This window comes from Chlamydia ibidis 10-1398/6 (assembly GCF_000454725.1).
GTDB classification, from domain to species: domain Bacteria; phylum Chlamydiota; class Chlamydiia; order Chlamydiales; family Chlamydiaceae; genus Chlamydia; species Chlamydia ibidis.
The window spans coordinates 437011-455311 of sequence record NZ_APJW01000001.1 but is presented as its reverse complement, the minus strand read 5'-3'; the positions used below and the strand labels follow the sequence as shown (position 1 = coordinate 455311).

The window sequence follows — 18301 nt, the reverse complement described above, 5'->3', positions numbered from 1 at the left end:
AAGTTTTTTAATTAAAAATAAAACATAAAAAAGTGATATAATTCGGAGCGCATCTTTATGGAAATAAATATAGCAATGTATGACGCAGTTACATCTACCTGATCACTACCACAAAGATACAAGCGGGAACTTTGTCAAAATTTCTAATACGTACATCAATACCCAAACAATCAAATACCCTCTCACAGCAGAGGATTATCTAGAAAAGCTGCATCACCTACCGATGTTCTGTATTCCAATACTGGGGTTAGTATATGCAGCTATTCTCTGCAAACAAGCTCACGCATCCAAACAATTAATGCGGGAGACATATAACTTGGATATCACACGCTGTACTAATAAAGCCTGTACATCTCTTGCTTTTTATATCCAATTACCGATAGTGATTGCTATCATTGGCGGACTGGGATTTATGATCCCCGTATTAGCCGCTCTTCTTCCGGCATTACTCATCTACGGTCTTATTCAAACTATACTATCATTAGCGAGTGCTATTCGACATTGTATATGCTAACGCGTGACTTCCCCTGCAATACTCAGTCTTGAACCGTGTGTGTAAGTAAGCTCTGGGTACTTTATACGTGAATGTAGAGCACTATAAAGTGTCTTCACCATAACATCGCAAATAGTAGTTAATTCATCTAGGGTTACTGGGGATTCTGCAAATTGACCATCTCGCATTTTACCCAGAACGATCTTGTCTATGAGCTCACGCAAAGCGGCAACGCTAGTCCCCTCTAAAGAACGGGCAGCAGCCTCGAATGAATCTGCTATCATAATTATAGTAGATTCCTTAGAACAAGGTTTTCTTCCCGAATAACGGAATAAAGGCTCGTCTAAAGGTCCGGTGACAGGGTTCTCCTGGAGATGGGAATGGTAAGCAGAAAGAATAGTAGACGTTCCGTGATGCTCTTCAATAATATTTATAAAAGAATCGGGGAGACCTGCTTTCTTGGCTAATTCTACACCTTCAGGAATGTGTCTGATAATTTTTTTCGCTTGTTCCAGAGGAGAGTATTGGACTTTCTCTTGTTTCAACATTTGATGATTCTCAATAAAAAACTCAGGATTCACAAGTTTCCCAATGTCGTGATACTGAGCAGCAACACGACAGAATAACCCATCAGCGTGAATAGCTGCTGCCGCTGCCTCTGCCAAAATTCCAACTAAAACAGAGTGTTGATAAGTACCTGGGGCTTGCTCAAATAATCTTTTTAAAAGAGGGTAATCCGAATCGAGATAGGCTAACAAGTGATTGTGAGTACAAGCTCCAAAGAATGATTCAAAAACTGGTATAAGTGCCACAACACCAACAGCAGTAGCAAAGCTATAGATGAAACTACTAACACAATCTATCTGAAAAGCATGCCAAGAACCGATGCCACCAAATACACGAAATACAGAAAGAATACCTAGTGAGATCCACCATAGCTTCATACAAAACCAAAATACAGAAGCAAGGCGCATAACACGATTTACGGTAAACAACACCATCCACGAGCTGAGTAAGTTTATTGCTAAGAACCAACTATTATTCCAAATATCAGATTCTAGAGTGTAGAGAATACCAAGAAACGTACAAGACACTCCAGCTAGGGGAATACCAACTAAATGGCCTAGAAGAATAGAAGTGAACGGCAAAACTAAAGGATAAGAGAGATAGGTTACCCAACTATGAGGCCCCAAAGCGCACAACACCTCAATAGTCTTGACACCAACTAAAGACAAAGTAAGGATGGCAATATACAGCATGAAGTATTTGGAAGAAGCAAGGAGCTCTGGACAAAATAGTTTTAGGGAACGATATCCCCAGAACAAGGCAAGTGCCATGAGGAAAAAAGCGACTATTTCAGATCTCAGTATAAATAATTGAGTTGAAGAAAAAAGATCAGAACGCAATTGCCTTAAAATTTTGACATCTTTTGCAGTGATTTTCTGATATTTTTGTATTACTATAGTACCTCTAGGAAAATTTTCAGATCTCCGAGATCCTAATAAGTCTCCTTGAATATATCCTGATAAACTTTTATCAACATTGACTCGTAATTTAGATCCCCTAAGGTGAGAAATGATCCGTTCTTTACAAGCATTGGGGCAATGATTCTTGGAAAGAAAATCTTCAAGGTGAAGGATGCATTGACGAATTATTTGCTGCTGATCTTTAGAAATCTGCACTTCTAAAAACTTGCCGTCATTTATTGCATCAGTATGCAAACGTAAATCAGTCAAGCAACGATAAGTAGAAACATCTACGAACCCAGCAGTATTTAAAAATTCTTTAGTAACAGCAAACCAATTACAAAAAATATCGGCTGACTTCTCATTATCATCTAATTCCGTGGTTATCTTGTATACCTTACCAAAAGCTTCAGGTGCTGAAGAGACCTTACTATAGAAAGTATGTGTATTCCAACTAACCTGAAAATCTATAGGAGACACAACAGACATGTGCGCAATTTGCCCTTCTGAGTACATGGGAATATAGAGTACTTTTAAATATACAAATGCAAACAGTGCTAACCCAAAACTCCCAGAAATACCAAAGTAAATCAAATAACGAAGATGAGATGATATGCTATATTTTGAGCAATTACTATATACCCGTCCGAAATCTTTCATCGGCTTAACCAACTAAATACAAAAAATTGATCTTCTTCTAACGCCATAGTTAGATTATTTTCTCATCCAATACAAAAAACTAATAGGTCCCAAATTCATCTCAAACCAATAAATACGCTAAAAACTAGCATTGGCATCACAATTATGAATAATATACCTAAGTAATTTCCTTGATTTTGAGGATATTTTAAAACATTTTCATCCGAACGTTGCAACATACGTGTCTTTTAGAAATTTATAGAGCCTGTTTTATGTCTCTACACACCAGTTGTTGATTTCCCTTCACTTGTATTTAAGAATAATCCCCTGCTACTTTTAATACATTTTTAATAAATAGCCAAAGATTTGATACTTCCTGTAGACTATTTCTCACTGTGGCTGTGAGACAGGGAGGCTGATCCCCATATTAAGAACTCCTTGCCTTTAGCCTTGAAAATATGCCAGCATAAAGACTTATAGCCCATTTCAGAATAACGTAAATTTAGTTTTAGGAGAACTTTCTATGGCATCATCTACTTATCAAGTTTCTTCTAGAAAGTATCGCCCTCAGACATTTCAAGAAATAGTTGGACAAGATTCTGTAGTTACAGTCTTGAAAAATGCTTTACATCTTAAGCGTTCTGCTCATGCTTACATATTTTCAGGAATTCGTGGCACAGGAAAAACTACTTTGGCTCGTCTCTTTGCCAAAGCACTTAATTGTTCTAATCTGAGCCCATCATTCGAGCCATGTAATTCCTGTGCATCATGCAAAGAAATTTCTCAAGGAACGGCTTTAGATGTTCTCGAAATCGATGGTGCATCACATAGAGGAATTGAAGATATTAGACAAATTAACGAGACTGTGTTCTTCTCTCCAGTGAAATCAGAATACAAAATCTACATTATTGATGAAGTACACATGCTTACCAAAGAGGCCTTCAATTCTCTACTAAAAACGTTAGAAGAACCCCCTGCTCATATCAAATTCTTTTTAGCCACTACAGAGATGCACAAAGTCCCAGCCACCATTCTAAGTCGCTGTCAAAAATTGCACCTAAAAAGAATCCCGGATGATCTAATCGTCAATAAATTACTGTCTATCGCTTCAAATTCTGAAATATTAGTATCTCGGGAAGCTCTAGTTCCTATTGCTTATTCCGCTCAGGGGAGTTTACGGGATGCAGAGTCTCTATATGATTATGTAGTGAGTCTTTTCCCAGATACTTTATCACCAGAAAAAGTATCAGAAGCTCTGGGTTTAGCATCGCACGACACTCTCTGTAAGTTAGCTAAAGCAATTAGTGAGAAAGACTATGCCAAAGCTTTGCTTCCTATTACCACCATCATTGACTCTGGAGTAGCACCTATCACCTTCCTACAGGATTTAACGATCTTCTATAGAGACTTACTCTTGAAAAAAGATAACCCCTCTCTATTAGCAATATCTAGTTCTTATTCAGATGAGTACTTATTAGAGATTATTGATTTTCTAGGAGAATCTGCAAAGCATCTACAGCAGACTATTTTTGAAAAGACTTTCCTAGAAACCGTGATTATTCATCTTATTCGGATATGCCATCGTCCGTCTATAAACACATTAATTTCTCAACTGCATAACCACACACTAAATGAGGATAAGGTTTCTCCACAGCCAAGAGCTAATCCTGATCCTTCTTCTCAAGTAAATCATGAACAACAGAGTTTCTTGACCTCTTTTGCTGGACCTAGACCTACACCAGATACTGCTTCCCAGAAAATAACAATTTCTTCAAAAGAGTCAGCTACTATAGATACTTTGTTACAATTTACCGCTGTGGAATTTGCAGGTGTATTAACTAAGGAGTAAATTTCATGGGCAGCGGATATGCTAGAAAGAAAAAAGAAGCAAAAATAATGGAACAACAATTTCTAGAAATGGAGGCTTCATTAGAACAAAAACGTTATGAAGGACGAGCTGGTAATGGCTTAGTCTCGGTGACTATTAATGGAAAATGTGATATTATTTCTGTTAAAGTTTCTCCCACGTGTTTGGACCCTGAAGACCCTGAAGTCGTTGCAGATTTATTTAAGGCTGCCTTTAAAGACGCTAAGCAAGCTATGGATTCTGAAATGGCTGCAATGCGAGTAGGAATGCCTTTCTAAACCCACAGGGCCTGTATTTCTGCACAGGTCCTTGCTTTTAATATTTTTTCTGTAAAGTCTAGACAATAATTCATATCGAGACTAGCTATTCTGTCTCGCAAGTCCGAGATTCTTGGCATAGCTACCGAGAGTTCTGTGACTCCCAACCCTAAAAATAATGGAACTAATTCCAAAGATCCTGCAGCTTCTCCGCATATGGACACGGGCACTTGTTTTCTCTTGGCAGATTCTACCACATGACGAACCATGCGTACGACAGAAGGATGCAAAGGAAGATTCAAATACTCTGGGATAACAGACTCCCTAGAGATCCCTAAAGAATACTGCATCAAGTCATTGGTACCTATGGAAACAAAAGCGCATTGCTTTAAAATCTCATCTATCATCCATACTGCAGAAGGCATCTCAATCATACTTCCCCAGATAATATTTTCGATGATAGATTCCTGAGGAGAAACTGATCTAAGTTTTTCTAATCTTTGCTTAACAGCTACAATCTCTCCCACATCTGCAACACCGGGAATTAATAATTTTATAGGACCACAAAGGGAAGCTGCCAATACAGCTTGAAGTTGATGATCTAAAAGATAAGAACTATTCAGTAGACTATGAACAGATCTGCCTAAAATAGGTTCGTGACAGGGGCAAACCTTGTCTTCTCCAAAATCAAATAAACGTAATACAGAAATACCTCCGGAAAACGAAGCAAGCCGTTTATATACCTCCGTCTGTTCAACTATATTGGGAATCTTCTGGTCGGCAATGGCGAGGAACTCTGACCTAAATAAGCCTACGGAAGTTTCTGGGAAAAATTGCTCAAGCATGTCTAGTTCAGAAATACTTGTAGCTTGGGAAGATACAACAATAGTATGCTGAAAGCTTGCTTTAGGTTTTACTTTCTTTGGTGCTGTCTTTTTTTTACAACGACTTTCTAAAGTCTTGGGTAAGGGATTGAATATGATCTCACCCTGATTCCCATCAATTAATACTAAATGGCCATTATACTCTTTCATCAAAGTCCAATAATCTTGGGAAATATTCGCAAGATAAGGAATATCCTTAGCTCTAGCAACGATCGCTGTATGTGATGTAGCGGCACCCACTAGAGAAACAAAGCCACGGATATATGAAGGGTTAGCACCAGCAGCTTCCGACGGAGTAAGCTCATTAGAAAATACTATGATATTCTGATCTGATTCGCCTAAAGAACGTTTATGCTGGCAACATAAATGACCGATTACTCGATTAGAGATATCATGAATATCCTGGATACGATCAACAGCGAGAGAATTGTGCTGTACTGAGGAAAGAGATTCCTCTATTTTCCCCATAACTGAAGAAAAGACATACTCAGCATTTTTACGATCTTTTCTAATCGTATTAACAACTTCTTCTGTCAGAATTGGGTCCTTAATAATCTCCAAGTGGGATTGAAGAATAGCAGTGATCTCTTGTTGTCCTTGAGTTGCTTTAGCTTTTTTTTCTAAAGCAACAATATCAGATTTCGAACGATTTAAAGCTTTATAATAACGATGAATCTCATGTTCGACTTCTTCTTGAGGAAGAGTAAGTTCATGGATTTGCAAAGGAGAGGTGCCTAAAAAAAATGCTCTACCAACACCTAATCCTGGGACAAGAGCAACAGCAGAAATTCGCACTTCTTCATTATGTTTATCGTGATCAACAGCAACCATTACAGTTCTCCAAAACCCTGTGCGAAAATATCTTGTAATTTTTGTAATACATGCAAAGCATCTTTCCCCTTAAGATGAACAAAAATTTCACCTCCTTGAGGAACTCCTAACATGAGGATACTCATCACACTTCTAGCATTTACTGACTTACCTTCGTAAGTAAAAATAACCTCACATTCTTGGCCCTCGAAAAGTTTAACCAAAGTACTTGCAGGACGTACATGAATACCAGAAGCATTCTGAACAATAAATGCGTGTGTAACTTTCACTTCATCACTACTTTCATAACAATCAACGGGCTCTATGTCCTCTAAACAAGACGTACACTTTGCATCCTCTTCCAATAGACTCCCTCCACCTTATCTCTTGAATATTCGAGCAAACATCTAGAGAACAAGATTATACTCTGAACTTAATCTTTAGAGAAAACAATTATCAATCCTAGATCTTATATCTATGATCAAAACCAAAAACTGACAAAATCGACAAAACACAAGACACTGAAACCAAGATTTTTACATTAAACCCTAAACAAAATAGATAGATACATAGATAATTGCTTTATTCATTCAGATAATTTTCGAACCAAGTAATGAATGATGGATAATAACGGGAGTCTGAGCACAATATCTCTATATTTTCTAAATCTCTTTTAAATAAACTTGTTTCGCTAATCAAAAGGTTGAGTGAAGGAAAGTCTCTGCGCACTTCTGGGTCAACAAGAAAACATTGATAAGCACAAGGCTCTTCATAACCATAAAACGGGAAAACTCCTAATGAGGAACAATCCTCTTCAGGAGAAATTTTATTCATATGGATCAAGTAATTACGAAGTTTATGCTGAACCTTTGCTAAAGCCCGATAAGAAAAAATACCTCCATCTTCCCACTTACCGAAACCATTATGAATAGTAAAAAATCGATGATAGTGATCATCTCCAAGAATAGGGAGACAAAGATTAGTGGTTTCAGATAAAGGAGGAGAACCCTGGAAACTACAACGTCCATCTACGAATGTATAAAGCATTTTAACACTGTAAGGACCTTTTGAGGTGCGATACACATATACGTCGATAGATTCTAAAAGAGCAAAAAAGCGACAAATACCAAGCGCTAAATCATCCTTAAGCCCTAAAATAGAAAGCCAGTATTCCCGGCATAGATCTATACGATCTTTTTTTTCTAGTCCTACGAGCTCATACCATCCTCGTGGCAGACGAGGAATTTGTATGGAAATCTCTTCCCAAGAAAATTCTTTACGCAACTCCTCGACAGATTTTACATCCAAAGGGGAAGAAAAATAGTTCAAAGATGAAGGATTATCAGATTTTTTCATTTTCCTCCCTAAGATATACCCTATCTTCCTTGTGGCTCCAACTCAATCATAATTGCTGTTATTTCCAAAAACAGCATCCCGTATGCATAATTGCTTTGTACTGGCTAACAGGAATGTTTTCTTTATCTTATCCTTTGTGTTCGGCTATTGCTATTTTATTTTTGCATCTATTTGTTCCAAAAAAAGATATACACCGTTGGATAATCTTTTGGTTTGCTATGATTGTCAGCTATGCCTATCTAGCCTCTCCTTCACTACATTCTGGACAAGCTTCAGGAATTTTCATAATCAAAACATCAATGAGGGGAAGATATTATGCAGAGGCCTCATCTCTGTATTCTATAGGTTCTAGAAATAAATACCGTAACCTATCTTGTGTAGTTATCTCGGATACGCCGTTAGAAATAAACCAGAGTTATATTCTACACGGCAAAACAACAAGGAAACTAAACCAACTCATTTTCAAAGTTGAAGGAAATATCTACCCAGCACCTACCTCTAGTTTAACAAGGATTAAACAAAAGCTACGCACACAATGTCATGAACAAATTCTTAACAGATTTATCAACAAAGATTGCGGAAGTTTCGCTGCTAGTCTTATTTTAGGCACCCCACTTCCTAAATCTTTGAGAGAAACTTTTCGGAATAAGGGATTAGCTCACTTGTTTGCCATATCTGGCTGGCATTTTACTTTGTTTTCATCGTATATTTTTTTGTGTTCTCAAGCCCTGCCAAGAAGATGTCAGAACATTATAGCGCTCACTATTTTGTCTCTCATAACCATAATTTTCCCATCAACACCGTCGGTGTGGCGGGCCTGGTTATCCTTTATATTTATGTGTCTTTCAGGCTATTTTCCGGGATATTGTTCGGGATTAAACAGGTTAGGCATAAGTTGCATTGTATGTTCCCTTATGTTTTCTCCTCTGTCGCCCAGCTTTTCTCTTTCATTCCTAGCAACTTTAGGAATTCTATTATTTTTTCAACCCATCTTCTACTTTTTCTATACTCCATGGACAGTTTTTCTGCCCTATAGGTTACTCCCATTAATGAAATACATGTTTGGTAGTCTTTCGCTATCATTATCAGCTAACATATTCCTATGGATACCTATGCTTCACTATTTCGGAACTATTCCTTTAGACGGTATTATTTATAATTTATTCTTTCCTTTAACCATTCCTGTTATAATAGCCTGTACTTTACTATCTCTTATTTTTCCTTTTTTTTCTTCCATGACGGAATTCCTAATCCAAAACTTACTTTCTCTGCCTATACTACATTCTAAAAATCTTCTAGTAACACTACGAATGTCACCTCCTCAAACAATAATTTCGACTTTATCCTTCTTTTTAATTTTTATACTTGGGATCTATCTCAGAAAATCTAAAGAATTAGAAAAAATAGATAATATCATAAACTAAGTCTATGAAATTAAGAAGGGACACATGCTTGTGGCATAAAACTGTCTCACAAAACTAGGATGAATTCGATAAGACACCATGTATGCTATTACTTCCTTATTAGACTGTGTTACGAATAGCTATTCTGTAAATAAGTTGAGTTTGCCTGAATTATGTTCTCTTAAAATATCTATTTATTTTCTTTCGATTTTATTCATCATAAGTTTGATAAGTTCGTGCTTACTAGTTTCCTGGTTTTTTCCTTGTCTTGTATTAATAACTAATTCATTAGTATTGGCTGCCATTCTTTGCATTTCTAGAAAAATTAAAACTCGTGAGATAATTTTGCCCAAAAATATCTCAGCATATGAATCAGCAAGTAAACTTTCCTCATTATTTACGATAAAAACAAAACTTAAGAAAAAGCGTATATCTGAATCATGTATTACTCTAGAAGACCATAAACGTAGACTCACTTTATGTTTGTTCAAGGGACATCCTCTCACTGATCCATATCTTAATCACAATCATGCAATAGTTTTGACAACAAATTCTGATCGAGACCAAAGCAAATCAATAGGAAGATCCCTTGCTTTAGTGGGAAGAATTTCTAAATCTTCTTGGGACATAATCGCGTCATCCTGTAGTAATTTCTTCCCAGGATCTATATCCTCAGGACATTGCGCATATAATCAAAGTGGTTCAATAGGTAACAATGTTTTGATACTTGTAAATCCTCCTACAATAGAGACTCTTATCCCTGAACAAAAACGTAAAACGATGTCAAGAGCTGTAACCTTCAAAGATTTTTCTTTTGAAACTGCTCTCTTAAATCTTATTATGATGTATCGCAAGTGCTTTGCTATCTGCAAAAAACATCAAATCTCTAGCATACAATTAGAACTGTTGGGAATCCGAGATATAGCGAAAAGTCAAGAAGAATACGAAACCTGGAGTTATGGATGTACTCTGGCTCTATTAGAATCTATTCGTTTAGAAATAGACGATCCGTCCAGCTCAATAAAACACATTAGTGTTAATGACCTAACCACAATCCCTCTGAAAGAAACTTTAGAGAAGATGTTGTCGCTAAAGGAGCATTAAAATTCTGCTAGGCTTTTCGCTGCTTGAAGAATTTGCTCTTTTTGAGGCAGCACTTCATTTTCAAGAATTTTAGAATAAGGTACAGGAGCATATAGCCCGCAAATACGTTTGACTGGAGCGTCGAGATAGGTATAAGCCTGCTCGGCAATAGTTGCGACTAATTCACTTCCGAAACCACAAAATTCTGGTGCCTCATGGACGATAAGCAACTTCCCAGTCCTCTCTACAGATTCCTGGATAGTAGCAAAGTCACAAGGAACAATAGTCCGTAGATCAATAACCTCAACAGAAATGCCAAGATCTTCCAACTCTTTAGCCACATCCACACTCATTGCTAAAGTCATTCCCCAGGAGACAATCGTAAGATCAGTTCCGGGATTAACAATAGCAGCTTTACCAAAAGGAAGAAGGTAATCTGAAGAATAGACAGGGCAAGCACTAAAAATACGACGCTGATACAGCGCTTTATGTTCGAGAAATACAACAGGATTAGGATCTCTAATAGCAGCTTTCAACAAGGCCTTAGCATCTGCAGCATTAGATGGGTATGCAACCTTTAATCCCGGACAATGGGCTAAAAACGCTTCAATACTTTGAGAATGATATGGACCGCCTTGAATATATCCACCGCAAGGAGCACGGATAACTAAAGGCACCTCCCATTCTCCAGCAGACCGGTAGTATATACTAGATGCTTCAGAAAACAATTGGTTAATTCCGGGCCAAATATAGTCGGCAAACTGAATTTCTGCGACAGGTTTATGAAATCCATCAAGAGCCATCCCAATAGCTGTGCCAATGATTGTTGCCTCTGCTAAAGGGGTATTGAAACAACGGTGTGAGCCAAATTCGTTTGTAAGATTTCTAGTAACACCAAAAACTCCGCCCTTATCCCCTGCAACATCCTCTCCAAAAACGATAACTCCAGAATCATGTTGCATCTCTTCACGTAATGCTTCTGCTATTGCATCGCGCATTACCTGTGGTTCATGATTACGCAAATGCATCTGAGCTTCTAAGGAAGATTCGTAATCAATAAGTGCAACAGTGGTGGGAGCGAATATATCATGACTTGTTGAACCCTTACTTGGAAAAGGCATGCTTTCTGCAATTTCGCAAGCCTTTAAGACCTCTGCTTTAGCAATTTCCCTAATCGCACGAATATCATCCTGTGATATACCGTATTCCTCATGCATTTGTTTTTCCAAACGCAATAAAGGATCATTACTCATGCAAGACGCCAGGTCTTCAGAACTTCTGTACTTATCATGATTATCTGAATTACTGTGAGGTTCTAAGCGCACAACATCCACCAAAACCAAAGCCGGCACCGAATCGTATCTAGCCTCTTGTACTGCATTAGCGAAAGTCGCATCTAAAGCAGAAATATCACCACCGTCAACAGTATATACAGAAAGATTGTGATAACTTTTTCCTAGCTTCTCTAAGCTTGCACCGCATTGCTCTTCGAAGGGGACTGAGATTGCCCAACGATTATTTTGTATAACTGTCACGAGAGGCAGTTGATGTAGAGAAGCGTAGTTCAACATTTCGTGAAACTCTCCCTGAGATGTTGCACCATCCCCGCCCGAGACGTAAACGACTTCATCTACCCCAGAATGCTTCACGCCCCAGGCACGGCCAGCAGCTTGCAAAAACTGCGTGCCCACTACGCTAGACTGACAACAGACACGAAATTTCTTGTGAGAATAATGGTATGGCATCATTCTCCCCGAAGAATGATTAGGGGAAACACGGGCCAAGAACGATGCTAATACTTCAGAAAGATCGCACCCTAATCCTATCGGAAATCCCTGATCACGATAGTAAGGAAATGACCAATCTTTTCCAGCAACAAAATGCTTACCCGCCACTACACCAGCTAGCTCGTGTCCAGCGCAGGAAAGCTGAAAACTTCCGCCTGAACCACTTTGTCTAGAAAAAAGAAGCATCTTGCTTTCCGCAAATCGAAGAACCCAAACCAATTTTAGGATTTCTTCAAGAGAAGTGTGTAACTTATGCTTTACCGCAACCATGCCTAATCCTCTAGCTAAAGCCAGCTATCTTTTAGCTAAACAGCAAAATCAGAAAAGAAGCTTTTAATTTTATCTAAGAAACCCCGTTTCTTAGGAAAGTTCTCTGCTTTCTCCATAGAGGCAAATGTACGCAATACTTCTTTCTGTTCTTCAGAAAGATGTTGCGGGGTTTCAACAGAAACTCGGACAAGAAGGTCCCCGCGACCCTTCCCATGAACATTAGGAAATCCTTGGTTCTTTACCTTAAGGATAGTACCGCTCTGTATGCCTTCGGGGACAACAATACGGCAAGACCCTCCTTTTAATAGAGTCGGGATCTCCTTCTTCATTCCTAAGGCTGCATCTACGAACCCAATAGGCAAGTCCAAAACCAAATCATCACCACGACGTTCAAAGAAAGGATGTTGCTCTACATCAATAAATACGTAGAGATCACCCGCTGGGGCACCGTTTTGCCCAGCATCACCGTAACCCTCCATTTTCAGACGCATACCAGAGTCAACTCCCGCAGGTATGTGAACATGAACGTTACGTTTATCCTTAATTCTTCCCTGACCACGACATGTTAAACAAGGGTCTGTAATAACACGACCCTCTCCACCGCACTCAGGGCACGTAGAAGCCATAGAGAAAAAACCCCGACTCTGAACAACCTGCCCAGACCCTTTACAGCGATCACAACACTTGATTCCCTGGCTATTAGCTGCTCCACTTCCAGAACAAGCTTCACAAGATTTATACCCAGAAACAATCAATTCCTTCTCTACACCACGAGCTGCCTCCTCGAAAGTGAGAGTAATATGGACCTTTTTACTAGCCCCCTGACGAGCTCCAGAAGGATCGCCACCACGAACGCCAAACGCTTCGCCAAGCCCTCCAAAAAGCCCCTCAAAGAAACTACCGCCTCCACCAAACTCTCCACCAAAATCGCCGCCAAACGCCCCCATAAAAGTACGCAAAGCATCTTCCATATTGCCCATGCCAGCAGCCCCACCAAAGCCACCAGCCCCTGCAAAAGGTCCATCTTTACCGTAACGATCATAGTTCTGACGCTTCTGGGCATCGCTCAACACTTCGTAAGCTTCCGAAACCTCTTTAAAGCGGCGCTCCGCATCCGCATCGCCAGGATTCTTATCAGGGTGATACTTAACCGCCAACTTGCGATAAGCTTTCTTTATCTCTTCGGGAGAAGCACTCTTAGAAACCCCCAAAACAGCATAGTAATCCATAAACGAAACACCACCAATTAAGAAGATCCTTTATTAACGACCGCGATACTTAGCTGCAGCTTTAGATTTAGCACGCTTCTTCACGGAAGGCTTATCATAAAATCTACGAGCTTTAGCAGTTTTCAAAATACCTTCTTTATCAACTTTCTTTTTTAAGACTCTAAGAGCTCGATCTACAGGCTCCCCAACTCTTACTTTAACACTGGGCATGCATTACCTTATTTCGCAATAATAATAACTAGATTTTTCAAAACAATTCTACTGAACTTAGACTCCATCGTACTAGAGAATCTCCGATTGTAGCATCACAACTATTAGGGTTCAAGAGTATAGTTGTCTTAGAACACATCCAAAAAATCAAAGAAAATGTTAGACAAAAGCTAAAAACAAAATTACTCAAACAAACAGGAGGCGTCAAAAAAATCCTATAGACCACAACTAGAAATTAATATCAGGTTAAAAATTAAAAAAAGAGGAACAACTACGGTAATCAGGAGTTAGCTGAGGATGACAGCTTAACAGCATTAATTGAGAAATCACATGACTACGAATACACTCTAAAGAAGGACTCATTTTCTCTATGTATATTTCTTTTGAAAACGCGTCCCTAAACAAATCGGGATTTGGCGATACGACGTGGGAACAATTACGCTCAAGACATATTGCTGAAGCTTCTTCATAAGACAACAACATACCAGGACCAACTCCATCTTCACCGCAAACAAGTCCATTATCCGAAAGATCACAACTTAAAGTTAATACTCCTCCCTTCTTCCCCAAAGGCAACATCAAACCCTTAGTTTTTTCACCCTTGCTCAAATAACCTTCTAGAGAACTATAGCCAACGAGAGGAACTTTAGCAGCGAGAGATAATCCTTGGGCAAAAGCCAGTCCAACTCGAGTAGATGAAAAATTACCGGGACCCACCGCCACACCAATACCCTGAAATGACAAGGATAAATTTTTTACTATAAAATCAAGAACTAACCCCTGATCAGGTCCTAAAGGAAGAGACCAGCTGTTCAGCACTTTCTGAGCATCTACATGCGCTAGAAAAGGCTGATATCCAGAAGTATCGATAATAAGACAGTTATAAAAATGCATATCCCAAACAAAAGCTAAACACTAAGACTATAGCACCATAGAAACTTTTAATCAAAAAATAACTAAAATCTAATAAATTAAAGACAATAAAACGGATAAAAACAACTCCATCGCAGATTGAAAGAATCTGACATTAAACCTCTTTATTAGTATAAGAAAATATTTTTGAGTTTTGATTTTCTTTAAAATTTAGAAAAACGATTTGATTTAAACCCTCCTCTTTCTTAATTCTTGTTCTTTAGCCCATCCTTCTCAGAAGTTGTGGGGGTGCGCTAATTTCGATTATTTTGTAATATGTCGAAATAGGTAGGACCCTAAAAGGCTTTCCCCAGAAGAATTGGACAGCGTATAAGGGTGTCTTGGGACTCTCAGAACTAAGGACAATTGTGGACTCTACAGTAAACACAGATGCGGAACTCTTGGATCCTAATTCTCAAGAAGTGGAGAAACTCTTAGATGAATCCGAGGAAGTTGAAGAAAAATCAGATAGTCACTCTCTACCCCCGGATTTGTTTATCCTTCCTCTAAACAAACGCCCCTTTTTCCCGGGAATGGCTGCCCCGATTCTCATAGAATCTGGTCCATACTATGAAGTACTCAAACTTCTAGCCAAATCTTCGCAGAAATATATTGGTTTAGTTTTAACAAAGAAAGAAGACGCAGACATATTAAAGGTAGGATTCAATCAACTCTACCGAGTAGGGGTCGCAGCGCGTATTTTGCGTATTATGCCCATAGAAGGTGGCAGCGCTCAAGTACTATTAAGCATTGAAGAACGCATACGCATTGAAGAGCCTATTAAGGACAAATATCTAAAGGCTCGCGTTTCATATCATAAAGAAAATAAAGAACTTACCGAAGAACTTAAAGCGTATTCAATTAGTATTGTTTCCGTTATTAAAGATCTACTTAAGCTCAACCCACTATTTAAAGAAGAATTACAAATTTTTCTTGGTCATTCTGATTTTACTGAGCCAGGGAAGCTCGCTGATTTTTCTGTAGCTCTCACAACTGCTACCAGAGAAGAGCTTCAGGAAGTCTTGGAAACTACGAATATGCATGATAGGATAGATAAAGCTCTTATCCTACTTAAAAAAGAATTAGATCTTAGCCGTTTACAGAGTAGTATAAATCAAAAAATTGAAGCTACCATTACAAAAAGTCAGAAAGAATTCTTTCTTAAAGAACAGCTAAAAACAATAAAAAAAGAGCTAGGTTTAGAGAAAGAAGATCGAGCGATTGACATTGAAAAATTTACCGAGCGCTTACGGAAACGTGACGTCCCAGAATATGCTATGGAGGTAATTCAGGACGAAATAGAGAAACTACAAACTCTAGAAACTTCCTCAGCAGAATATGCAGTGTGCCGAAACTATTTGGACTGGTTGACAATTACACCTTGGGGAGTTCATAGCCGTGAATATCATGACTTAAAAAAAGCGGAAACCATCCTTAATAAGGATCACTACGGCTTAGAAGAAATCAAGCAAAGAATTTTGGAACTAATTAGTGTAGGAAAATTATCGAACGGCCTTAAAGGTAGTATCATTTGCTTAGTTGGCCCTCCTGGAGTAGGAAAAACCAGCATCGGTCGTAGTATAGCTAAAGTACTTCATCGTAAATTCTTCCGCTTTTCCGTCGGAGGTATGCGAGATGAAGCTGAGATCAAAGGCCATAGGCGCACATATATTGGGGCTATGCCTGGAAAGTTAGTCCAAGCATTAAAACAAAGTCAAACCATGAATCCTGTTATCATGATTGACGAAGTTGATAAAATTGGTAGCAGTTATCATGGCGACCCAGCCTCGGCATTATTAGAAGTTTTGGACCCAGAGCAAAATAAGGATTTCTTAGACCACTATTTGGATGTAAGAGTAGACCTTTCCGACGTTCTTTTCATCCTGACTGCGAATGTTCTGGATACTATTCCAGATCCCCTGCTGGACCGCATGGAAATCTTGCGTCTATCTGGGTACATATTAGAGGAAAAGCTACAAATTGCCACTAAGTATCTCGTACCTAGAGCCCGCAAAGAGATGGGCCTAACTGCCAAAGACGTAACATTTCAGCCAGATGCTCTTAAACAAATGATCAATAACTATGCTCGCGAGGCCGGGGTTCGATCATTAAACAGCAATATCAAAAAGGTTCTCAGAAAAGCGGCTTTGAAAATAGTTCAAAACCAAGAAAAACCTCATCCCAGGAAGGTTGGCTTTAAAATTGATTCGAAAAATTTACAAGACTATCTTGGCAAACCTATATTTTCAAGTGATCGATTCTATGATGCAACCCCAATAGGTGTCGCCACAGGTTTAGCCTGGACCTCTTTAGGTGGCGCCACTCTTTATATAGAAAGTGTTCAAGTGCCCTCAGGAAAAACCGATATGCATCTAACAGGCCAAGCGGGTGAAGTAATGAAGGAGTCTTCACAAATTGCTTGGACGTATTTGCATAGTGCGCTGGATAAATATGCTCCTGGCTATACTTTCTTCGCGAAGTCTCAAGTCCATATTCACATTCCTGAAGGAGCCACTCCTAAAGACGGGCCTTCGGCAGGTATCACTATGGTTACTTCTTTGCTTTCCTTGTTACTGGAAACTCCTGTTTTAGACAATTTAGGAATGACTGGGGAAATTACACTGACTGGTCGTGTCTTAGGCGTTGGTGGAATTCGAGAGAAACTTATAGCCGCACGGCGCTCTCATTTGCACACTCTTATTTTCCCCGAAGACAATAGAAGAGATTATGAGGAACTGCCCGCTTACTTGAAAAAAGACCTAAAAGTACATTTTGTTGAACATTATGACGATGTTTTCAAAATAGCGTTTCCAAAATGAAATAAAGCTCGTTGTAGCTTTATGAGCCACTTTTATTACACAACAGTGGCTCATATTTCTGTAATAAAAAAAGTCTGTACGTTTACAAGAGATCGTCTAAGTTTTAAACTGCGGCATAATTTTTTGCACAAGCATATGAGAAACAGATATTTATGTCCGCCACAACAACTAATATGATCCCTCCTCAAATCCTGGACTCAACTCGAAACACCACAGAAAATAAACTCTCTAATAATACCTCTCCAGAAGACTCATTAACAGCTAAAATTATTAGCAAATGTGCCTTAGTTATACTCACTGTGCTATTCGTAACAATGTTGTCTGGATTTATAGCAGGATTTTTCTCCCCTTTAGGTCTTTATATCGGCATTGGGTGCGTCCCTACAATAGCTACTATCCTTTGTTCCGCTTCTTTGCTTTTATCCTACATCAGGAAATGTCAAATAGAAAATAATCAGAATAAAAAAAATTCAGAAATTAATTCTGAAAACCAAAATATTAATAATCGTCCTAATATTCGCAAAACACGACAAACTGAGAAGAATCATAGGCCATCTACACACAATTTAAGCTTACAAAAAGCAAATAGCAATAGAGAAGCAGGCATAGCGAAAGCCAGAAAAAAAATGATACGTAAAAAACAATCATCTACATCCCAGGAAGTATCACTCACAGACACGTCCACCTATACAACAACTTCAGAATCCTCGAGTGCTTCTGAAGATGAATCTCATAGCAAAATACAAAATGCTTATTGTTGGAGACAATCTTGATAGAATTGTGTTTAGAAAAAGTATGAGATAAATTCACAACTTC

Annotated in this window: 15 protein-coding genes; 7 read left to right on the top strand and 8 right to left on the bottom strand. The window is 38.7% G+C overall.

Annotated elements, in window-relative coordinates:
• The first annotated feature begins 79 nt into the window (after nt 1-79).
• The gene (locus H359_RS01955) at nt 80-514 is read left to right on the top strand and encodes a hypothetical protein (RefSeq protein WP_020370330.1); all 435 of its coding nucleotides are present in this window, start codon (nt 80-82) and stop codon (nt 512-514) included.
• Here H359_RS01955 and H359_RS01950 read toward each other — a convergent pair.
• On the bottom strand, nt 511-2619 hold the full coding sequence (locus H359_RS01950; RefSeq protein WP_020370331.1) for an HDIG domain-containing metalloprotein: 2109 nt from the start codon (nt 2617-2619) through the stop codon (nt 511-513). The two genes, H359_RS01955 and H359_RS01950, sit on opposite strands and share 4 nt — an antisense overlap.
• Nucleotides 2620-3121: 502 nt before the next feature.
• On the opposite strand from H359_RS01950, the gene dnaX reads away from it, so the two are divergent.
• Nucleotides 3122-4447 carry a DNA polymerase III subunit gamma/tau gene (dnaX, locus tag H359_RS01945; protein WP_020370333.1) on the top strand — a complete coding sequence of 442 codons (1326 nt, stop codon included), beginning with the start codon at nt 3122-3124 and terminating at the stop codon, nt 4445-4447.
• A gap of 5 nt (nt 4448-4452) precedes the next feature.
• On the top strand, nt 4453-4743 hold the full coding sequence (locus H359_RS01940) for a YbaB/EbfC family nucleoid-associated protein (protein ID WP_020370334.1): 291 nt from the start codon (nt 4453-4455) through the stop codon (nt 4741-4743).
• On the opposite strand, the gene ptsP is transcribed toward H359_RS01940, so the two are convergent.
• The 3 genes from ptsP to H359_RS01925 form a co-directional block, all read right to left on the bottom strand.
• Nucleotides 4740-6437: a phosphoenolpyruvate--protein phosphotransferase gene (gene ptsP, locus H359_RS01935; protein WP_020370335.1), complete on the bottom strand. Its 1698-nt coding sequence runs from the start codon at nt 6435-6437 to the stop codon at nt 4740-4742. The genes H359_RS01940 and ptsP overlap by 4 nt on opposite strands.
• Complete coding sequence (locus H359_RS01930) at nt 6437-6706, bottom strand: HPr family phosphocarrier protein (RefSeq protein ID WP_407918992.1); 270 nt, start codon at nt 6704-6706, stop codon at nt 6437-6439. The genes ptsP and H359_RS01930 overlap by 1 nt, the downstream gene beginning before the upstream one ends.
• A gap of 292 nt (nt 6707-6998) precedes the next feature.
• Nucleotides 6999-7772 carry a hypothetical protein gene (locus H359_RS01925; RefSeq protein ID WP_020370337.1) on the bottom strand — a complete coding sequence of 258 codons (774 nt, stop codon included), beginning with the start codon at nt 7770-7772 and terminating at the stop codon, nt 6999-7001.
• Here H359_RS01925 and H359_RS01920 point away from each other — a divergent pair.
• Nucleotides 7748-9196, top strand: coding sequence for a ComEC/Rec2 family competence protein (locus H359_RS01920; protein WP_020370338.1), 1449 nt, complete (start codon nt 7748-7750; stop codon nt 9194-9196). The genes H359_RS01925 and H359_RS01920 overlap by 25 nt on opposite strands.
• Before the next feature lie 78 nt (nt 9197-9274).
• The gene (locus H359_RS01915) at nt 9275-10279 is read left to right on the top strand and encodes a hypothetical protein (protein ID WP_020370339.1); all 1005 of its coding nucleotides are present in this window, start codon (nt 9275-9277) and stop codon (nt 10277-10279) included.
• Here the strand turns inward: H359_RS01915 and H359_RS01910 are convergent.
• The 4 genes from H359_RS01910 to H359_RS01895 form a co-directional block, all read right to left on the bottom strand.
• Nucleotides 10276-12315, bottom strand: coding sequence for an alpha-ketoacid dehydrogenase subunit alpha/beta (locus tag H359_RS01910; RefSeq protein WP_020370340.1), 2040 nt, complete (start codon nt 12313-12315; stop codon nt 10276-10278). The genes H359_RS01915 and H359_RS01910 overlap by 4 nt on opposite strands.
• 35 nt (nt 12316-12350) lie before the next feature.
• Complete coding sequence (dnaJ, locus tag H359_RS01905) at nt 12351-13544, bottom strand: molecular chaperone DnaJ (protein WP_020370341.1); 1194 nt, start codon at nt 13542-13544, stop codon at nt 12351-12353.
• A 33-nt stretch (nt 13545-13577) separates the two neighbouring features.
• Entirely contained in the window at nt 13578-13754 is a 177-nt protein-coding gene (gene rpsU / locus H359_RS01900; RefSeq protein WP_020370342.1) for a 30S ribosomal protein S21, read from the bottom strand.
• A 246-nt stretch (nt 13755-14000) separates the two neighbouring features.
• The gene (locus H359_RS01895; RefSeq protein ID WP_021119524.1) at nt 14001-14648 is read right to left on the bottom strand and encodes a tRNA threonylcarbamoyladenosine biosynthesis protein TsaB; all 648 of its coding nucleotides are present in this window, start codon (nt 14646-14648) and stop codon (nt 14001-14003) included.
• A gap of 386 nt (nt 14649-15034) precedes the next feature.
• Here H359_RS01895 and lon point away from each other — a divergent pair, with 386 nt between their 5' ends.
• Nucleotides 15035-17485, top strand: a complete 2451-nt coding sequence (gene lon, locus H359_RS01890; protein WP_020370344.1) for an endopeptidase La — start codon at nt 15035-15037, stop codon at nt 17483-17485.
• Nucleotides 17486-17637: 152 nt separating this feature from the next.
• Nucleotides 17638-18258 carry a hypothetical protein gene (locus H359_RS01885; RefSeq protein ID WP_020370345.1) on the top strand — a complete coding sequence of 207 codons (621 nt, stop codon included), beginning with the start codon at nt 17638-17640 and terminating at the stop codon, nt 18256-18258.
• Nucleotides 18259-18301 lie beyond the last annotated feature (43 nt).

What these genes read in the sequence shown, in the direction of transcription:
- H359_RS01955 (WP_020370330.1), top strand. Translation starts at nt 80, where the DNA reads ATGACGCAGTTACATCTACCTGATCACTACCACAAAGATACAAGCGGG.
- H359_RS01950 (WP_020370331.1), bottom strand. Translation starts at nt 2,619, where the DNA reads ATGAAAGATTTCGGACGGGTATATAGTAATTGCTCAAAATATAGCATA.
- dnaX (WP_020370333.1), top strand. Translation starts at nt 3,122, where the DNA reads ATGGCATCATCTACTTATCAAGTTTCTTCTAGAAAGTATCGCCCTCAG.
- H359_RS01940 (WP_020370334.1), top strand. Translation starts at nt 4,453, where the DNA reads ATGGGCAGCGGATATGCTAGAAAGAAAAAAGAAGCAAAAATAATGGAA.
- ptsP (WP_020370335.1), bottom strand. Translation starts at nt 6,437, where the DNA reads ATGGTTGCTGTTGATCACGATAAACATAATGAAGAAGTGCGAATTTCT.
- H359_RS01920 (WP_020370338.1), top strand. Translation starts at nt 7,748, where the DNA reads ATGAAGGATTATCAGATTTTTTCATTTTCCTCCCTAAGATATACCCTA.
- H359_RS01925 (WP_020370337.1), bottom strand. Translation starts at nt 7,772, where the DNA reads ATGAAAAAATCTGATAATCCTTCATCTTTGAACTATTTTTCTTCCCCT.
- H359_RS01915 (WP_020370339.1), top strand. Translation starts at nt 9,275, where the DNA reads ATGTATGCTATTACTTCCTTATTAGACTGTGTTACGAATAGCTATTCT.
- H359_RS01910 (WP_020370340.1), bottom strand. Translation starts at nt 12,315, where the DNA reads ATGGTTGCGGTAAAGCATAAGTTACACACTTCTCTTGAAGAAATCCTA.
- dnaJ (WP_020370341.1), bottom strand. Translation starts at nt 13,544, where the DNA reads ATGGATTACTATGCTGTTTTGGGGGTTTCTAAGAGTGCTTCTCCCGAA.
- rpsU (WP_020370342.1), bottom strand. Translation starts at nt 13,754, where the DNA reads ATGCCCAGTGTTAAAGTAAGAGTTGGGGAGCCTGTAGATCGAGCTCTT.
- H359_RS01895 (WP_021119524.1), bottom strand. Translation starts at nt 14,648, where the DNA reads ATGCATTTTTATAACTGTCTTATTATCGATACTTCTGGATATCAGCCT.
- H359_RS01885 (WP_020370345.1), top strand. Translation starts at nt 17,638, where the DNA reads ATGTCCGCCACAACAACTAATATGATCCCTCCTCAAATCCTGGACTCA.